This is a genomic window from Pseudoalteromonas sp. US3C1013, from assembly GCF_048401115.1.
In the GTDB taxonomy this organism is placed as follows: Bacteria; Pseudomonadota; Gammaproteobacteria; order Enterobacterales; family Alteromonadaceae; genus Pseudoalteromonas; species Pseudoalteromonas undina.
Map to the genome: position 1 here is coordinate 709,902 of NZ_CP183075.1, position 15,448 is coordinate 725,349.

At 40.2% G+C, this 15,448-nt stretch carries 17 protein-coding genes; 11 read left to right on the top strand and 6 right to left on the bottom strand.

The annotated features are described in order from the left end of the window. Window positions 1–2: 2 nt before the first annotated feature. Window positions 3–1,685: a chloride channel protein gene (locus ACNSN2_RS03275; protein ID WP_418608566.1), complete on the bottom strand. Its 1,683-nt coding sequence runs from the start codon at window positions 1,683–1,685 to the stop codon at window positions 3–5. A 237-nt stretch (window positions 1,686–1,922) separates the two neighbouring features. On the opposite strand from ACNSN2_RS03275, the gene erpA reads away from it, so the two are divergent. Further along, the gene (erpA, locus tag ACNSN2_RS03280) at window positions 1,923–2,261 is read left to right on the top strand and encodes an iron-sulfur cluster insertion protein ErpA (protein ID WP_002958911.1); all 339 of its coding nucleotides are present in this window, start codon (window positions 1,923–1,925) and stop codon (window positions 2,259–2,261) included. A 58-nt stretch (window positions 2,262–2,319) separates the two neighbouring features. On the opposite strand, the gene ACNSN2_RS03285 is transcribed toward erpA, so the two are convergent. Further along, on the bottom strand, window positions 2,320–2,508 hold the full coding sequence (locus tag ACNSN2_RS03285; RefSeq protein ID WP_054202023.1) for a hypothetical protein: 189 nt from the start codon (window positions 2,506–2,508) through the stop codon (window positions 2,320–2,322). Window positions 2,509–2,874: 366 nt separating this feature from the next. On the opposite strand from ACNSN2_RS03285, the gene ACNSN2_RS03290 reads away from it, so the two are divergent. Further along, entirely contained in the window at window positions 2,875–3,114 is a 240-nt protein-coding gene (locus tag ACNSN2_RS03290) for a helix-turn-helix domain-containing protein (protein ID WP_008111877.1), read from the top strand. 72 nt (window positions 3,115–3,186) lie between these two features. Here the strand turns inward: ACNSN2_RS03290 and ACNSN2_RS03295 are convergent, their stop codons facing one another. From ACNSN2_RS03295 to ACNSN2_RS03310, 4 genes are read right to left on the bottom strand one after another with little or no spacing between them, the layout of a single operon-like run. After that, window positions 3,187–4,563 (bottom strand): AmpG family muropeptide MFS transporter, encoded by a 1,377-nt coding sequence (locus ACNSN2_RS03295; RefSeq protein ID WP_054202024.1) that lies wholly within the window; start codon window positions 4,561–4,563, stop codon window positions 3,187–3,189. A 51-nt stretch (window positions 4,564–4,614) separates the two neighbouring features. Further along, a complete protein-coding gene (locus tag ACNSN2_RS03300) occupies window positions 4,615–5,235 on the bottom strand; it encodes a peptidylprolyl isomerase (RefSeq protein WP_008111880.1) in 621 nt (206 codons plus the stop codon). A 2-nt stretch (window positions 5,236–5,237) separates the two neighbouring features. Then, window positions 5,238–5,798 carry a YajG family lipoprotein gene (locus tag ACNSN2_RS03305; protein WP_008111881.1) on the bottom strand — a complete coding sequence of 187 codons (561 nt, stop codon included), beginning with the start codon at window positions 5,796–5,798 and terminating at the stop codon, window positions 5,238–5,240. Next, complete coding sequence (locus ACNSN2_RS03310; protein WP_055011632.1) at window positions 5,799–6,947, bottom strand: methyltransferase; 1,149 nt, start codon at window positions 6,945–6,947, stop codon at window positions 5,799–5,801. It abuts the gene before it with no gap. A 43-nt stretch (window positions 6,948–6,990) separates the two neighbouring features. Here ACNSN2_RS03310 and ACNSN2_RS03315 point away from each other — a divergent pair, with 43 nt between their 5' ends. The 9 genes from ACNSN2_RS03315 to nqrF all read left to right on the top strand — a co-directional run bounded on the left by ACNSN2_RS03315 (window position 6,991) and on the right by nqrF (window position 15,412). Next, window positions 6,991–7,590, top strand: a complete 600-nt coding sequence (locus ACNSN2_RS03315; protein WP_138569945.1) for an alpha-ketoglutarate-dependent dioxygenase AlkB family protein — start codon at window positions 6,991–6,993, stop codon at window positions 7,588–7,590. A gap of 69 nt (window positions 7,591–7,659) precedes the next feature. Then, window positions 7,660–7,971: a BolA family protein gene (locus ACNSN2_RS03320; RefSeq protein ID WP_010391086.1), complete on the top strand. Its 312-nt coding sequence runs from the start codon at window positions 7,660–7,662 to the stop codon at window positions 7,969–7,971. A gap of 109 nt (window positions 7,972–8,080) precedes the next feature. Next, complete coding sequence (gene fabV, locus ACNSN2_RS03325) at window positions 8,081–9,274, top strand: enoyl-ACP reductase FabV (RefSeq protein ID WP_054202027.1); 1,194 nt, start codon at window positions 8,081–8,083, stop codon at window positions 9,272–9,274. A gap of 353 nt (window positions 9,275–9,627) precedes the next feature. Next, window positions 9,628–10,971: a Na(+)-translocating NADH-quinone reductase subunit A gene (locus ACNSN2_RS03330; RefSeq protein WP_054202028.1), complete on the top strand. Its 1,344-nt coding sequence runs from the start codon at window positions 9,628–9,630 to the stop codon at window positions 10,969–10,971. Window position 10,972: 1 nt separating this feature from the next. Beyond that, window positions 10,973–12,178: an NADH:ubiquinone reductase (Na(+)-transporting) subunit B gene (locus tag ACNSN2_RS03335; RefSeq protein WP_008111893.1), complete on the top strand. Its 1,206-nt coding sequence runs from the start codon at window positions 10,973–10,975 to the stop codon at window positions 12,176–12,178. Then, window positions 12,171–12,920 (top strand): Na(+)-translocating NADH-quinone reductase subunit C, encoded by a 750-nt coding sequence (locus ACNSN2_RS03340; protein WP_008111895.1) that lies wholly within the window; start codon window positions 12,171–12,173, stop codon window positions 12,918–12,920. Before ACNSN2_RS03335 ends, ACNSN2_RS03340 begins: the two co-directional genes overlap by 8 nt. Then, window positions 12,920–13,552, top strand: coding sequence for an NADH:ubiquinone reductase (Na(+)-transporting) subunit D (locus ACNSN2_RS03345; protein WP_006791491.1), 633 nt, complete (start codon window positions 12,920–12,922; stop codon window positions 13,550–13,552). The genes ACNSN2_RS03340 and ACNSN2_RS03345 overlap by 1 nt, the downstream gene beginning before the upstream one ends. Before the next feature lie 10 nt (window positions 13,553–13,562). Beyond that, window positions 13,563–14,171, top strand: coding sequence for an NADH:ubiquinone reductase (Na(+)-transporting) subunit E (nqrE, locus tag ACNSN2_RS03350; RefSeq protein WP_006791490.1), 609 nt, complete (start codon window positions 13,563–13,565; stop codon window positions 14,169–14,171). 17 nt (window positions 14,172–14,188) lie between these two features. After that, window positions 14,189–15,412, top strand: coding sequence for an NADH:ubiquinone reductase (Na(+)-transporting) subunit F (gene nqrF / locus ACNSN2_RS03355; RefSeq protein ID WP_008111899.1), 1,224 nt, complete (start codon window positions 14,189–14,191; stop codon window positions 15,410–15,412). Window positions 15,413–15,448 lie beyond the last annotated feature (36 nt).

Here is a 15,448-nt window from a genome sequence, read left to right on the forward strand (position 1 = left end):
TGTTAAAGTAAACTGTTACGTATGGTTAGAATATGATGGATTTGATCCCACCTTAGTAATCCCATAATTTGTTGATTATCTAATAAGTTATATACATAAAGTGCACCACTGCGTTTATCATTTAAAATTTCAAAGGCATCTGCAAGAGTGGCCTGGCTGCTGATACCTTGTAAGCTAATGTACTTTATATTGACCGCCTGATCAGACATTAAACTTAAGTCATATTCAGCTAGGCAATAACCATTTTCCTCGTCAAACACAATTAACGGTGTTTGGCTGTCCATGGCATCTAGACTGTTTTTTATTTGCTCTTTATCGTCAGAGTAGAGCAATTTAAAGTCTTCATCCATGTCATCCATCACCCCTACTTTTTGTAATGCCTCAGTGGCCGGAGATACATGGTAAGGTAATCCCTGAAAGTCTAATTGCTGTAAAAATATAGAGCGGTTACCAAATACCTGCAAAGCTGTAACGTAGGCGGTGGTAATGACGATCATCGCCGGTACAATAATTTCCGGTGAAGAGGTCAGCTCCATCACGGTAGTTAGTGCCGCTAAGGGAGAGTGCAATGTGGCAGCTAGTAAGCCTGCCATGCCGAGCACCCCATAAGTACCAGCTATGTCAGTTCCTGGGCTAATAAACTGGGCAAAAAATGCCATTAAAGTGCCGGTTAAAACACCAAGTCCAATAACCGGACCAATTAACCCACCAGGAATACCTAAGCCAATAGCAAACAAGGTGGCTAATAACTTAGCAATTAAAATAGTGGTAAGTAGTTGCATGTTTTCAGGTGACTCTACAGCAATGGTTATCGCACTCATCCCTGAGCCCATAGCTTGTGGAACTGCATAGGCAATTAAGCTGGCAATACACCCTGCAATTATTAAACGAGGAAACATACTTAGTGGTTTAAAGGTTTTAATAATCAGCATTAAGTTTTGATTAAAAGCATAAGCCACCGCGCCCAGCCCCATGCCGCACAAAATTAAATAGGGGTAATGCCACCCACTTAAGGGGGCAATGCTTATTAGCGCAAGTTCTGAGCCTTCACCAAATACAAATTGAGTGGCTAATGCACCGGTAACGGCTGCGAGCATTATCGGCACAAAAATATGCACTTTGTATTCTCTGAGCACCACTTCCATTACAAAAATAACCGCAGCAAGCGGGGTATTGAACGACGCAGCAATTCCCGCGGCAACGCCACAACCACTGAGGGTACGCATAGCGTTGTGAGGTAAGTGTAATTTATTTGCTAATATGCTCGCCCCTGCTGCTCCCATGTGAACTGATGGGCCTTCGCGGCCAACAGAAAAACCGCTGATCAGCGCCAGTGCACCACCAACAAACTGATTAACCGTGTTATACAGTGGCATTTGCCCGTAATGGCGCTTGATTCTGTGTATTACAAAAGGAATACCTAAGCGGTAATGTTTAAAGCCAGTGAAAGCCGCAAATGTAGCTATTAATAACGCTGCAACTAAAGGCATTAATACCCGTTCTAAAGTGGGTAGGGTGGTAAAATCGTCAGGGGTTTCTAGAAATAAACTTTGAAAAAATAAAATGGTTAAGCGGAACAGTATAATAAAAAATGCAGCAATTAATCCGGCACTTACGCCTAATAAGCATAATTGTACGGATGTTTTTGGTTTTGCTAATCGACGTCTCAGTCGCTCAAGCCACATGCTTTATTTCCCCGTAGCATTTTTAGGCGTCAAGTTTATCAAAATAGTCTAGGGAAGTCCTTGAGATTTTTAACAACAGATTAATTTAAATTTAATTTATACTGCACCTATTCACAGAGTGAGCTAAACAAGCCATGTTAGCATTGGAGCGTAGAAGCAGGATTAACTATACTTGATTAAAACACTCAGGTATTAGATAATCTCGCGCATTAGTATTAAGGTATTGAGGGTTATAAGATGTCTGAAGAATTACCCATTAAGTTTAGCGACGCAGCCGCTGTGCGTGTTAAACAGTTAATCGACGAAGAAGAAAACCCAGATCTAAAACTGCGTGTTTATGTCACAGGCGGTGGGTGTTCAGGTTTTCAATACGGTTTTACTTTTGATGAAAAAGCGAATCCTGGCGATTTAGAAATTGTTAAAAATGGGGTTACCTTAGTCATTGACCCTATGAGTATCCAATATTTAGTTGATGGCGAAGTTGACTACACCGAAGGATTAGAGGGGGCACGTTTTTTTGTCTCAAATCCTAATGCGACCACTACATGTGGTTGTGGTGCTAGTTTTAGCGTATAAAAATATCGTTATCCAAAAAAAACCGCTTAATCAGCGGTTTTTTTATGTGTTTAAAAAATCATAACTCAGTTGGGCTGTACTCTGTTATTTGCATCATTAACACAAAAAAGCCAAGCACAAACGCAGAGAAGACTAAAATATAGATAAAGCCTTTTTTACCCTGCTTTAATGGAATAGCATAATGGCGTAAAAAAAAGTACCAACCTAAGCACAAAATAATAGGTAGTAAAAAGAGTAGTCTAAACATGATTTGATCTCTATAAGCTAGGGTCAATAGACCTTAATAATAAACAGCTTATATTTAAATGAAACAAAAAAGTTATAAAATATTTAACCTTATTCAGACTTAGTAAATATTTGTTGTTAAACTTTAATCGTAGAATTACCAATTAATCATTCAGATCAACGGTGAATGGTATATAATGTATCCAAGAATGAAACGGGCAAGGTTTCATTTTTCACAATAATAAAGAGTTAGTACATATTTGAGGGTTTTTGTTGATTGAATTGTAAGCGTTTACACTGCGCCTTAGTTAGTGGCAGTGAGTTTTCAGTGTTGATCACAATGAGCTCTTGGCAATATGTACAGTTAAACAACGAGTAGGAGTTGTATATGATGGGTAAAACCGTATCTTCGGAAGAAAATGCAAAGTTAACAAAGTGGCTTAAAACTAAGCGCCATGAAAAAGGCTACACAATGCGCAGCCTAGCGCAAATTTTGGGTACGCCACATTCTTTTATTGGCAAAATTGAAAATCAAGAGCGTCGCTTAGATGTGATTGAGTTTGTTCGCTACTGTAATGCATTAGAAGTCGACCCGTATGAAGCATTAAGCTTAATTAAAGCTGACTAACGCTGTTAGGCTGTAATCGTAAAGTTAAATCTAACGTCTACAGCCAATACTAATGCAGGGATGCATTAGGTGTTACCTACTATGATAATTTTGCTCTAATGCATATAGTTTGTGCCTAATTAGATATAAAAATATTAATGAAGGTAAAACCATAAGTGCTGTTAAAACAAAAAATAATGACCAATTCCCCATTAGCCAATCATCGATAACTACGCCACTATAACTCGATAATAACGTACGTCCTAAATTACCCAATGATGCTAATAGCGCATAATGGGTGGCGCTAAATGCTCTGTCACACAGCATAGATATAAAAGCAACCATCGCCACTAAAGACCAAGCTTGGGTAAAACCATCAACTACAATCGCCATTGCATATAAGTGTTCTTGTGGCCCTGCTAAGGCAATCCAAGAAAACATTAAGTTAGATGCAGCCATGGCTACGCCACTAATAAATAAGCCTTTTACTATGCCATATTTGTGGTTAAAAATACTGCCCAAAAAGGCAAATACAATGGTGATTAAACCCGTGCCCAGCTTGGAGTAATTTGCTATTTGGGTATTACTAAAGCCCACTTCCTTATAAAATACAATCGACATTCGTGCTAAAAATGCTTCACCAATTTTAAATAAGAAAATAAATGCCAGCAGTGCTAAAGCGGTTTTAACCCCATTTTTAGCAAAAAAGGTTTTAAATGGGTCAACCACGGTAACGCCTAACCATGCGAGCGTTTTTGTCAGTGGAGTTTGTTTAGTTGTTGCGAGCTTTTCAAGGTAAACACGTTCTAGCTCGGCATGAACGGCTTCGCGATTTGATTGCGGCTCTTTAGCCCAAAACACACAGCTAATTAATAACAGCATAATCGCAGATAAAAAATAATAAACCTGTGGCCAGTCTATGTTTGGCATATCTGCCATGTAAAAGGGCACAGCCCCTAATAAAGCATAACCTGTCCACCAACCTGATGTAGCCATTGCGGCGGCTGCGGTGGCTTTGTGAGATTCATTTTCACTAAGAGTGTCTATTCGAAAAGCATCTATAGCAATATCTTGCGTTGCAGAGGCTATGGCGATCAGCAAGCAAAGTGCGGCGGCAATCGCTAGGTTTGCTTTTAGATCAAGCCCTGCAAGTAGTAACGTGCCAAGTAAAATAAAGCTTTGGCAAAACAGGATCCAACTACGACGCTGACCAAGCCAGTTGTACAAAAAGGGCAGTTTAGTGCGATCTATTAAAGGCGACCATAAAAAATTGATACTATAGGCACCAAACACAATGCCAAATAAGCCTATCATGCTGCGACTCAAACCTTCATCTTTAAGCCAAGCCGACATTACCGAGCCAATTAACACCCACGGAAAACCACTGCTCATTCCAAATATAAAAACATTAATTAAACGTTTATCTTTAAAATAAGAAAAGTATTCGCGAACAGAAAGTGTGCTATTCATAGGGGCTCATTGGCTCATAGAAAGAGCAGCCAAAGCTGCTCTGATAAAAAGTTATAAAGGGACTTGCTCAAGCACCTTGATATTTAATATAACAACCGGTTTTTCAGGGACAAAGTTGTAGCCAATTTTGTCATTAAAACCCGTTTTTACAGCCATGATTTTATCGAGCGTCTCATAACCTTCCATAACACTGCCAAACACTGCAAATCCCCAATCACGTCCAGGGTTTAAATGGTCATTGTCATCCATGTTAAAAAAGAACTGACGCGTTCCTGAGTGTGGTTCTCGATCTTGATAGGCCATAGCAATGCTATACATATCGTTAGTTAAGCCGTTACCGCTTTCATTAAAAATAGGGTCGTTTTCATGCAGGCCATCGTAATCTTTATCATAACCACCGCCTTGAATTACAAAGTCACGGTCATTTTCTACATCGCGTTCTACACGATGAAACACACTGCCTTGATAGCTTTTATCAGACACATAAGTCAAAAAGTTATTGACCGTAATAGGGGCTCTTGAGCGGTCTAGTTCAACCACAATACTGCCCAACGATGTCACAATTTCTACTCGAGGGAAAATATTATCTTTTTGCACAAAGCGGCCTTCTTGTGCCGCTAAACTATTTACGCTAAAAAATAAGCTTACGCAGATTAAAAAAAGTTGCTTCATTATTAACCTTCTAAAAATGCAATTAATTCAGGGTCAGATACAATGCGGGTAATTAACTGCTCAGTCAACTTATTGAGCTGACCTTCAATTTTTGCCCTATCATGACCAAGTGGTCCAGATAAATTAGCATTACCGCTATAACGCTTACTGAAATTACTGGTAGGGCGAATCACTCGTACTTCAAATTCAATCTTGGCATCACTGGTATGGCTCATTAGCTTTTCTGTAACCACAGCTTGCAGTGCGTGAATATCTAACTCAAAGCGCAATTGCGCTAAATTAGAAATGCTAGCGCCATTGCGACTAAGCGCACTGTCTAGCGCACTTTTAACTGACTCAGTAATACCCGTGCTGGCAATGGTTTTTGTTTTGCTTGATTCAATAAGCTTTAAGGTTGCACTGTCACCACGTAAATCAATCACGCTGGTGTTTAAGCTGTTATTGATTGAGCTTATTTGTCCACTTTTATAGACGGGATTGAGAATAAGCTGATTAGGCTGATTGGCACATCCCGAAAAAACCACTAAAGTACAACAGCTCAATAATATCTTTATGAGTTTCATTTATAACGTCCCACTATTTTTAGTTGCGCTGAGTACCACAAACTTTTTATTAGAGCCTAATAAAGTACAGTTACCAAACATACGGTTTAGTTTGTCATGATAATCTAAATGACGATTGCCAATAATACGCAGCTCGCCACCTTCTTTTAATGTGTCTTTTGCTTGTTTAAACATTTGCCACGCGATGTGGTCGGTAACTGCTTGTGCTTGGTGAAATGGCGGATTACACAATACAATATCGGCACTTTCACGTTCAAAGTCAGTTAAACAATCATTCTCTATAAAAGTACATTGTTCAAACTTGTCTTCCATGTTTAATTCAATGTTGAGTCGAGCTGATTCAACCGCCATATACGACTCATCAACAAAGCTAATATGCGCATTAGGACAGCGCGCTAATGTCATTAAACCAACCACGCCATTACCACAGCCTAAATCAATAATATTTTTTGCTTTATTTGTTTGCGGCAAGTAATTGAAAAAGAAACGTGCGCCAATATCAAGTGAATCACGTGAAAACACATTGGCATGATTACTTATTGTAAAATCAGTGCCTTCAAGTGGCCAGCTGACTGGGAAATCTGCGCCTTTATAACCGCCGGCTGCTTGGCTAATAATTAAACGTGATTTTTTTACTGCAAGACTTGTTTTCGTCTCACCAATAAAGTTTTCAAATGCTTTAATAGTAGAGTTATGTACGTCTTTAGTTTTTGCAGCACCAATAACTGGCGTATTTGGTGCGAGCACTTCGCTTAGTTCAGATAACTGATATTGTAAAAAAGCCAACGTGCGTGGTACTTTTACCAACACAAGGTCTACTTGCTCAGGTAGAGCCGACAAACTATCAAGCTGGCTAAACGCAGTCGTCGCGATTTTGTTTTCCGCTAAGTTATAAGCAGCCGCCTGATGGCTAATATATGAGTCGTTTACTGAACAAACTGTTAATTGTTGCTTGCTAAAGTAACAGCTAAGTGCACCAAAGCTGTCGTTTAAGATCAGTAACGAGCGACAATCAGGATAGTGTTCATTAACATAGTCAATGAGGTATTCGTCTGCTGAATCCCACGCTTGTAAGCTGCGGTTTTTTTGATCCAAAGGAAAGCGTTCAAGAGTAAAAGTGTTATCGCCGAGCGTAGCTTGCGTAGTCATAATAGTTTAATGATCGGTAATCAAATGATAGGTAAATTCTAACATGCAACCGCCAAACGCCAACCCCCAACTGTTACCAAATGGCTTTTCTTATCAAAGTAAGGTACTTAGCGCACAAAAAAGCCTCGATTTATTTTATTATTTGCAGCAAAACCTAAATTGGCAACAGCCAAACATTACAGTGTTTGGTAAAACGGGGCCAATACCTAGGCTACAATGTTTTATCAGCGAAGAAAATCTTGAGTACGGTTATTCTGGGCATAAACTCGACTTAGAGCCTTGGCCAGACGTATTACTTGCTATGCGAACACGTTTAGAAAATCACCTACAGCAACCATTTAACTCAATTTTGGTTAATTATTATCGGGATGGCCACGATTGTATGGGTTGGCATAGCGATGACGAGGCTGAGCTAGGGCCTGAGCCTACCATAGCGTGTGTGTCGCTTGGTGCAGAGCGGTTATTTAAACTTAAACACAAAGTAAGCAACAGCATTACTAACATCAAATTACAAAGTGGTAGTTGTTTAATAATGAGCGGACAGAGCCAACAAAATTATCAACATGCGTTGCCTAAACAAACAACACTTAAACACCCGCGGATCAGTTTAACGTTTCGCTATATTAATAATGGTTTCAGTTAAATAGCATTAGCCATGGTGTAGCCGCAGTTGTTATAGTAACCATATAACTGAATTTTGAGGATGGTTTTTATGTCAATGCAACAACAAATACGTGACAAGCTAGCAAATGCTATTGCGTGTAAGCATTTAAATGTTATTAACGAAAGCCATATGCACAGTGCGGGGACTGAATCTCACTTTAAAGTGATTGTAGTCAGTGAAGAATTCGCTGGTAAGCGATTATTGCAGCGTCATCGTGAAATTAATGAAATTTTAAAAGATGAGCTGGCAAATCATATTCATGCGCTTGCTATGCACACTTATACTCCTGAGGAATTTACAGAGCACGACGGCGAAGCCCCGCAGTCACCTAATTGCATGGGCGGCTCAAAAGTTGGATAACAGGTAGCTAGAAGGTGGTTTGAGCAGTGCGTAACTGATCAGATCAGTTTTTTTTGTTTTAGCCTTTAAACTAGCGCTAATTTTTATTGTAAAAGATATAGGATGATCAATGGTCATTAAGCCTAAAATTCGCGGATTTATCTGCACCAATGCACACCCAGTTGGCTGTGCAGAGCATGTTCAAGAACAAATTAATTATGTTAAGCAGCAAGGAGCATTAAAAAATGCGCCTAAAAATGTATTAGTTATTGGTGCGTCTACAGGTTATGGCCTTGCATCTCGTATTACCGCTGCATTTGGTGGTGGCGCTAAAACATTGGGTGTGTTCTTTGAAAAAGAAGGCACTGAACGTAAAACAGGCTCTGCGGGTTGGTACAACACGGCGGCATTTCAAACAGCCGCTGAAGCTGAAGGCTTATGGTCTAAAAATATTAATGGTGATGCGTTTTCTAACGAAATCAAACAAAAAACAATCGACACCATTAAAGCTGAATTAGGTAAAGTTGACTGTATTATTTACAGCTTAGCATCACCTCGTCGTACTGATCCAAATACAGGGGAAGTGTTTTCTTCAACACTTAAGCCAATTGGTAATGCGGTAACGACTAAAAACTTAAATACGTCAAAGCGTGAAATTGATGAAGTAACTGTTGAAGCAGCAAACCAAGACGATATCGACAACACCATTAAAGTAATGGGTGGCGAAGACTGGGAAATGTGGATTGACGCCCTTAAAGACGCTGATGTACTAGCAGATAACTTTAAAACAACGGCTTACACATACATTGGTAAAGAACTAACTTGGCCAATATATGGACATGCAACCATAGGTAAGGCAAAAGAAGATCTAGACCGTGCCACTGCAGCTATTAAAGCCGCTACCCAAGATTTAAATGGCGAAGCTTACGTTTCTTCACTTAATGCGGTTGTTACCCAAGCAAGCTCGGCAATCCCAATAATGCCGCTTTACATTTCGGCACTATTTAAAGTGATGAAGGCTGATGGCACTTACGAGGGCACAATTGAGCAAATTCATGCGTTATTTAATGAAAACCTATACGGTGATTCACCACGTTTTGATGAGGGCGGACATTTATTCCAAAACTACAAAGAGCTGGAAGATGACGTTCAAGCACGTGTTCAAACTATTTGGGATAGTGTAGACACAAGTTCAATTGATGAGTTAACGGATTACGTGGGCTACCATAATGAGTTTTTACGCCTATTTGGTTTTGGCATTGATACGGTTGATTACGAGCAAGATGTTAATCCTGTTGCGCCAATTGCAAATATGATTGATTAATCTGTAGCTAGTAATGCAATTTTGAAAAAGTCGCCTAGTGCGACTTTTTTGTTTTTTAGCCTTGATTTGAAAAAAATTTTGCTATTTGTTGGTTTATTTACCACTTTGGTCTAGCTTGTATTTTATTAATTATGAATTACAAAACTAAATAAACGTTTCTCTCGTATAATTTTCATAAATACACTCGCATAGTCAGTCACAATAATGTTAAAATCAAAGCAATATGTGAGGAGTTTTACTGCGCTGCTTGTTTGGTATCTATAGCGAGTCATTTTATAGCTTGCAATAATACAAATAGCGGCGTGGTTGGTACGATTTTTCAGTTTCTTTCCGTTAATGTAGTGCAAGTGCGTATGATCAATATAAAAAAAGGTCTGGATTTACCCTTAGAGGGCGCACCTCAGCAAGTTATTCATGATGGTTCTGCCGTCAAACGTGTAGCTGTGCTAGGTGAAGAGTTTATCGGTATGCGTCCAACCATGCATGTTCGTGTGGATGACCAAGTCAAAAAAGGCCAGGTACTTTTTGAAGATAAAAAGAACCCAGGCGTATTATTTACTGCACCAGCTTCTGGTACAGTAAAAGAAATTAATCGCGGTGCTAAACGTGTTCTGCAATCTGTTGTTATTGAAGTAAACGGCAGTGAGCAAATCACCTTTGGTTCTTTCTCGGAAACTGAGCTTAACAGCTTAGACCGTGAAAAAGCTAAAGAAGTACTAGTTCAATCGGGTCAATGGACAGCACTTCGTGCTCGCCCATTTAGTAAAATAGCGGCATTGGATGCAAATCCTAGCTCTATTTTTGTGACAGCTATCGATACCAATCCACTTGCTGCAGATCCTGCAGTAGTTATTGCTGAAAATGCGAAAGCGTTTGAAGCAGGTTTGGCTGTTGTGTCACGTTTAACCGATGGCAAAGTATTTGTTTGTAAGCAAGCAGGCAGTCAAGTTCCTAGTTCACCTATTGCTCAAGTAGAAGTACATGAGTTTGGTGGCGTGCACCCAGCTGGCCTTGTTGGCACACATATCCATCACCTTGACCCAGTATCTGCTAGTAAGCAAGTTTGGCACATTGGTTACCAAGACGTTATTGCGTATGGTCACCTTTTCCTTACTGGTGAAATTTACACAGACCGTGTGATTTCGCTTGCAGGTCCGCGTGTTAAGAATCCTCGTTTAGTGAAAACACAATTAGGTGCTTCATTAGATGACTTAGTAGCAGGTGAATTAGAAGACGGTGATAACCGTGTTATTTCTGGTTCTGTACTTGCAGGTGCTACGTCGTCTGGTGTTCATGCATTCTTAGGTCGTTACCACGTTCAAGTATCTGTATTACTTGAAGGTCGCGAAAAAGAATTATTTGGCTGGATTGCACCAGGTAGTGATAAATTCTCTGTAACGCGTACATTCTTGTCTCACCTTACACCGAGTCGTTTATTTAAAATGACAACGTCTACAGGCGGTTCAAAACGTGCCATGGTTCCACTTGGAAGCTATGAGCGTGTTATGCCACTTGATATTTTGCCAACGCTTTTATTACGTGACTTATTGTCTCGTGATTTAGACAGTGCAATTTCATTAGGTGCGCTTGAATTAGATGAAGAAGATTTAGCGTTATGCACCTTCGTTTGTCCTGGCAAATACGAGTACGGCGCAGCCCTACGCGATTGCTTAACTACGATCGAGAAGGAAGGCTAAAATGGGCTTAAAAACTTTCTTAGAAGATATCGAACCACATTTTGAACCAGGTGGTAAGCATGAGAAATGGTACGCGCTGTATGAAGCTGCTGCGACTATTTTTTACACGCCAGGTTACGTAAATAAAGGTTCAACTCACGTTCGTGATAATATCGACCTAAAACGCATGATGATTTTAGTGTGGATGGCGACGTTCCCTGCCATGTTCTTTGGTATGTTCAACATTGGTCATCAAGCTGCAATTGCACTTGGTAATGGCTTTGAGCTAGCGAATATTTGGCAAGTAGGTTTATTCCAGTTACTTGGCGGTGAATTAACCGTTGATGCAGGCTGGGGTGCGAAAATGTTCTACGGAGCCTGTTTCTTCCTACCTATTTATGCAACTACCTTTATTGTCGGTGGTTTCTGGGAAGTGTTATTTGCTTCTGTGCGTAAGCATGAAGTTAATGAAGGTTTCTTTGTAACTTCTGTATTGTTTGCATTAATTCTGCCTGCAACGATTCCTTTATGGCAAGTTGCACTAGGTATTACTTTTGGTGTAGTTATAGCAAAAGAAATATTTGGTGGTACAGGCCGTAACTTCTTAAACCCTGCGCTTGCTGGTCGTGCGTTTTTATTCTTCGCATACCCTGCACAAATTTCAGGTGACACAGTATGGACTGCCGTAGATTCATTCTCTGGCGCGACTATGCTTGGTCAAGCGTTTGCTGGTACGTTAAATTACGCGACTGATATTGAGCTTTGGTGGAATGCGTTTTACGGATTCATTCAAGGTTCTATGGGTGAAACGTCTACGCTAGCTGTACTTATTGGTGGTTTATTCCTAATTTACGTGCGCATCGCGTCTTGGCGTATCGTGCTAGGTGTATTCCTAGGTATGGTAGTAACCTCATCAATACTGAACACCATTGGTTCTGAAACCAATGCGATGTTTGCTATGCCTTGGTACTGGCACATGGTATTGGGTGGTTTTGCATTCGGTATGTTCTTTATGGCAACTGACCCTGTATCTGCTGCATTTACTGATAAAGGTAAATTAGCATACGGTGCGCTTATTGGCTTTATGGTTATCATGATCCGTGTTGTTAACCCTGCATACCCAGAGGGCATCATGCTAGCAATCTTATTTGCTAACTTGTTTGCACCTTTATTCGATCACTTTGTAGTGCAAGCTAATATCAAGCGGAGGTTGGCACGTAATGTCTAGTAATAACGAATCAATTGGCAAAACGCTAGCTGTTGTTGTCTCATTATGTTTAGTGTGTGCAGTTATTGTATCGCTAACATCTGTACAACTACGCCCTCTGCAAAAAGCAAATAAAGCAAAAGATATTCAAAGCAATATCTTAGCTGCTGCTGGTATTGGCAAAGTTGATAACGTTGCCGAAACGTTTGATGCTAAAATCGAAACTCGCTTTGTTGATATGCAAAGTGGTGAGTTTGCTGAGCCGGTAGAAGATTTTGACTTTGAAAAAAGCAAATACGATGCTGATTTAAGTAAATCTTTAAAAGAGAATGGTATTAAGGACATCGCAGGTATTCAACGTATTACCAAGCGTGCGCCTGTTTATATCTCTAAAAAAGACGATGGCTCTACTGATGCAATCATCCTTCCTATTCAGGGTTATGGTTTATGGGGTTTAATGTACGGTTTTATCTCGCTTGAAAGCGATGGCGAAACTATTAAAGACATCATTTTCTACAAACATAACGAAACACCTGGTCTAGGTGGTGAAATTCAAAACCCACAGTGGACTGCAACGTGGGAAGGTAAAGAGTTACCAATCCAAATCGTTAAAGGAACTGCAGCCGGTGATGAGCATAAGATCGATGGTCTTTCAGGTGCTACATTAACGTCTAATGGTGTTGACCATGCAGTTGATTTTTGGACTGGCGAAAATGGCTTTGGCCCTTTCCTTGCGAAAGTACGTAAAGGAGCATTGAACTAATGGCTGATACTAAAGAAATGAAGGCGGTCCTATTTGGTCCAGTTTTCGCTAACAACCCAATCGCATTACAAGTACTTGGTATTTGTTCTGCGCTAGCGGTAACGTCTAGCTTAAAAAATGCATTAATCATGTCAATTGCATTGACCTTGGTAACTGCATTCTCTAGCCTTTTTATCTCGACTATTCGTAACCATATCCCATCATCAGTACGTATCATCGTACAGATGACGATTATTGCATCATTAGTAATCGTGGTTGACCAAGTACTACAAGCTTTCTCTTACGCTACGGCAAAAGAGTTATCAGTATTCGTTGGTCTAATCATTACTAACTGTATCGTAATGGGTCGTGCTGAAGCTTATGCAATGAAGTCGCCGCCATTAATGTCTTTCCTTGATGGTATTGGTAATGGCTTAGGTTACTCTGTAGTGTTACTTACTGTTGGCTTTATTCGTGAGTTATTCGGTAAAGGTTCACTATTCGGTGTTGATATTATTCCATTAGTACAAAATGGTGGTTGGTACCAACCTATGGGTCTATTGATCTTACCACCGAGTGCATTCTTCATCATTGGTTTATTCATTTGGGTACTTCGTACTTATAAGAAAGACCAAGTAGAAGCTAAAGCGTAAGGGGCGATAAGTGGAACATTATATTAGTTTATTTGTAAAAGCCGTTTTTATTGAAAACTTAGCGTTAGCATTCTTCCTAGGTATGTGTACTTTCTTAGCCGTGTCTAAAAAAGTAACTACATCAATTGGCCTAGGTGTAGCGGTTATTGTTGTATTAGGTATTTCAGTACCGGTTAACAACTTGGTTTACCATGCGGTATTAGCGCCAGGTTCACTAGAGTGGCTTGGTTACCCAGAAGCAGATCTTAGCTTTTTACGTTTCTTAACTTTCATTGGTGTTATTGCAGCACTAGTGCAAATTCTTGAAATGGCATTAGATAAGTTCTTCCCACCGCTTTACAACGCATTAGGTATTTTCCTACCACTAATCACAGTTAACTGTGCAATTTTTGGTGCGGTAGCCTTCATGGTTGAGCGTAACTATAACTTCGGCGAGTCTGTTGTTTATGGTATTGGCGCTGGTGTTGGTTGGGCGCTTGCAATTACATTACTTGCAGGTATCCGTGAGAAAATGAAGTATTCAGACGTACCAGATGGTTTACGTGGTTTAGGTATTACCTTCATCACTGTTGGCTTGATGGGTCTTGGCTTTATGTCATTCTCTGGTATTTCACTGTAATAATAGCGAGGTCAATCATGGATATTTTCTTAGGCGTTGGTGTTTTTATCGCTATCGTTGTAATACTAGTTTTAATCATCATTGGTGCTAAATCTAAGCTAGTTGCAAGCGGTGATATCATCATCGGCATTAATGGCGATGCAGACAAAGCCATTAAAACATCAGCAGGTAGTAAGCTATTAGGCGCACTATCTGAGTCAGGTATTTTCGTATCTTCTGCATGTGGTGGCGGTGGCTCTTGTGGCCAGTGTCGCGTACACATTAAAGAAGGCGGCGGTGATATTCTGCCAACTGAACTTGACCACATCTCTAAAGGTGAAGCACGTGAAGGTTGTCGCCTAGCGTGTCAGGTTAATGTTAAAAACGACATGGAAATTGAACTTGAAGAGTCAATTTTCGGTGTTAAAAAATGGGATTGTGAAGTTATCTCTAACGATAACAAAGCGACGTTCATTAAAGAACTTAAGCTACAAATTCCTGATGGCGAGTCAGTGCCGTTCCGTGCGGGTGGTTACATCCAGATCGAAGCGCCAGCTCACCATGTTAAATATGCAGATTTCGATATTCCTGAAGAGTATCGTGGCGATTGGAACCATTTTGGTTTCTTCGATCTGGAGTCAAAAGTAGACGAAGAAACAATTCGTGCTTACTCAATGGCTAACTACCCAGAAGAAGAAGGCATCATCATGCTTAACGTGCGTATCGCTACGCCGCCGCCAAGAAACCTAAGCCTACCATGTGGTAAAATGTCTTCGTACATTTGGTCACTTAAAGAAGGTGATAAAGTAACTATTTCTGGTCCATTTGGTGAGTTCTTCGCTAAAGACACAGACGCTGAAATGGTATTCGTAGGTGGTGGTGCAGGTATGGCACCAATGCGTTCACATATCTTTGACCAACTTAAGCGTTTAAACTCTAAGCGTAAAATTAGTTTCTGGTATGGTGCGCGTTCTAAACGTGAAATGTTCTATGTTGAAGATTTTGACGGCCTAGCTGAGCAAAACGAAAACTTCGTTTGGCACACTGCGCTTTCAGATCCGCAACCAGAAGATAACTGGGAAGGCTACACTGGCTTTATCCATAACGTGTTATTTGAGAACTATCTTAAAGATCACGAAGCGCCTGAAGATTGTGAGTTCTACATGTGTGGTCCTCCAATGATGAATGCGGCTGTTATCACTATGCTTAAAGACTTAGGTGTTGAAGAAGAAAACATCTTACTAGATGATTTCGGTGGCTAATACCCAAACTGATTAAATTTAGTTAAAATACCAGCC

Excerpts from the sequence above, each read along its gene's own strand:
- erpA (WP_002958911.1), top strand. The coding sequence starts at position 1,923 with ATGTCTGAAGAATTACCCATTAAGTTTAGCGACGCAGCCGCTGTGCGT.
- ACNSN2_RS03305 (WP_008111881.1), bottom strand. The coding sequence starts at position 5,798 with ATGAAACTCATAAAGATATTATTGAGCTGTTGTACTTTAGTGGTTTTT.
- ACNSN2_RS03300 (WP_008111880.1), bottom strand. The coding sequence starts at position 5,235 with ATGAAGCAACTTTTTTTAATCTGCGTAAGCTTATTTTTTAGCGTAAAT.
- ACNSN2_RS03285 (WP_054202023.1), bottom strand. The coding sequence starts at position 2,508 with ATGTTTAGACTACTCTTTTTACTACCTATTATTTTGTGCTTAGGTTGG.
- ACNSN2_RS03310 (WP_055011632.1), bottom strand. The coding sequence starts at position 6,947 with ATGACTACGCAAGCTACGCTCGGCGATAACACTTTTACTCTTGAACGC.
- nqrF (WP_008111899.1), top strand. The coding sequence starts at position 14,189 with ATGGATATTTTCTTAGGCGTTGGTGTTTTTATCGCTATCGTTGTAATA.
- ACNSN2_RS03345 (WP_006791491.1), top strand. The coding sequence starts at position 12,920 with ATGGCTGATACTAAAGAAATGAAGGCGGTCCTATTTGGTCCAGTTTTC.
- ACNSN2_RS03330 (WP_054202028.1), top strand. The coding sequence starts at position 9,628 with ATGATCAATATAAAAAAAGGTCTGGATTTACCCTTAGAGGGCGCACCT.
- ACNSN2_RS03290 (WP_008111877.1), top strand. The coding sequence starts at position 2,875 with ATGATGGGTAAAACCGTATCTTCGGAAGAAAATGCAAAGTTAACAAAG.
- ACNSN2_RS03335 (WP_008111893.1), top strand. The coding sequence starts at position 10,973 with ATGGGCTTAAAAACTTTCTTAGAAGATATCGAACCACATTTTGAACCA.
- ACNSN2_RS03340 (WP_008111895.1), top strand. The coding sequence starts at position 12,171 with ATGTCTAGTAATAACGAATCAATTGGCAAAACGCTAGCTGTTGTTGTC.
- ACNSN2_RS03275 (WP_418608566.1), bottom strand. The coding sequence starts at position 1,685 with ATGTGGCTTGAGCGACTGAGACGTCGATTAGCAAAACCAAAAACATCC.
- ACNSN2_RS03320 (WP_010391086.1), top strand. The coding sequence starts at position 7,660 with ATGTCAATGCAACAACAAATACGTGACAAGCTAGCAAATGCTATTGCG.
- fabV (WP_054202027.1), top strand. The coding sequence starts at position 8,081 with ATGGTCATTAAGCCTAAAATTCGCGGATTTATCTGCACCAATGCACAC.
- ACNSN2_RS03295 (WP_054202024.1), bottom strand. The coding sequence starts at position 4,563 with ATGAATAGCACACTTTCTGTTCGCGAATACTTTTCTTATTTTAAAGAT.
- ACNSN2_RS03315 (WP_138569945.1), top strand. The coding sequence starts at position 6,991 with ATGCAACCGCCAAACGCCAACCCCCAACTGTTACCAAATGGCTTTTCT.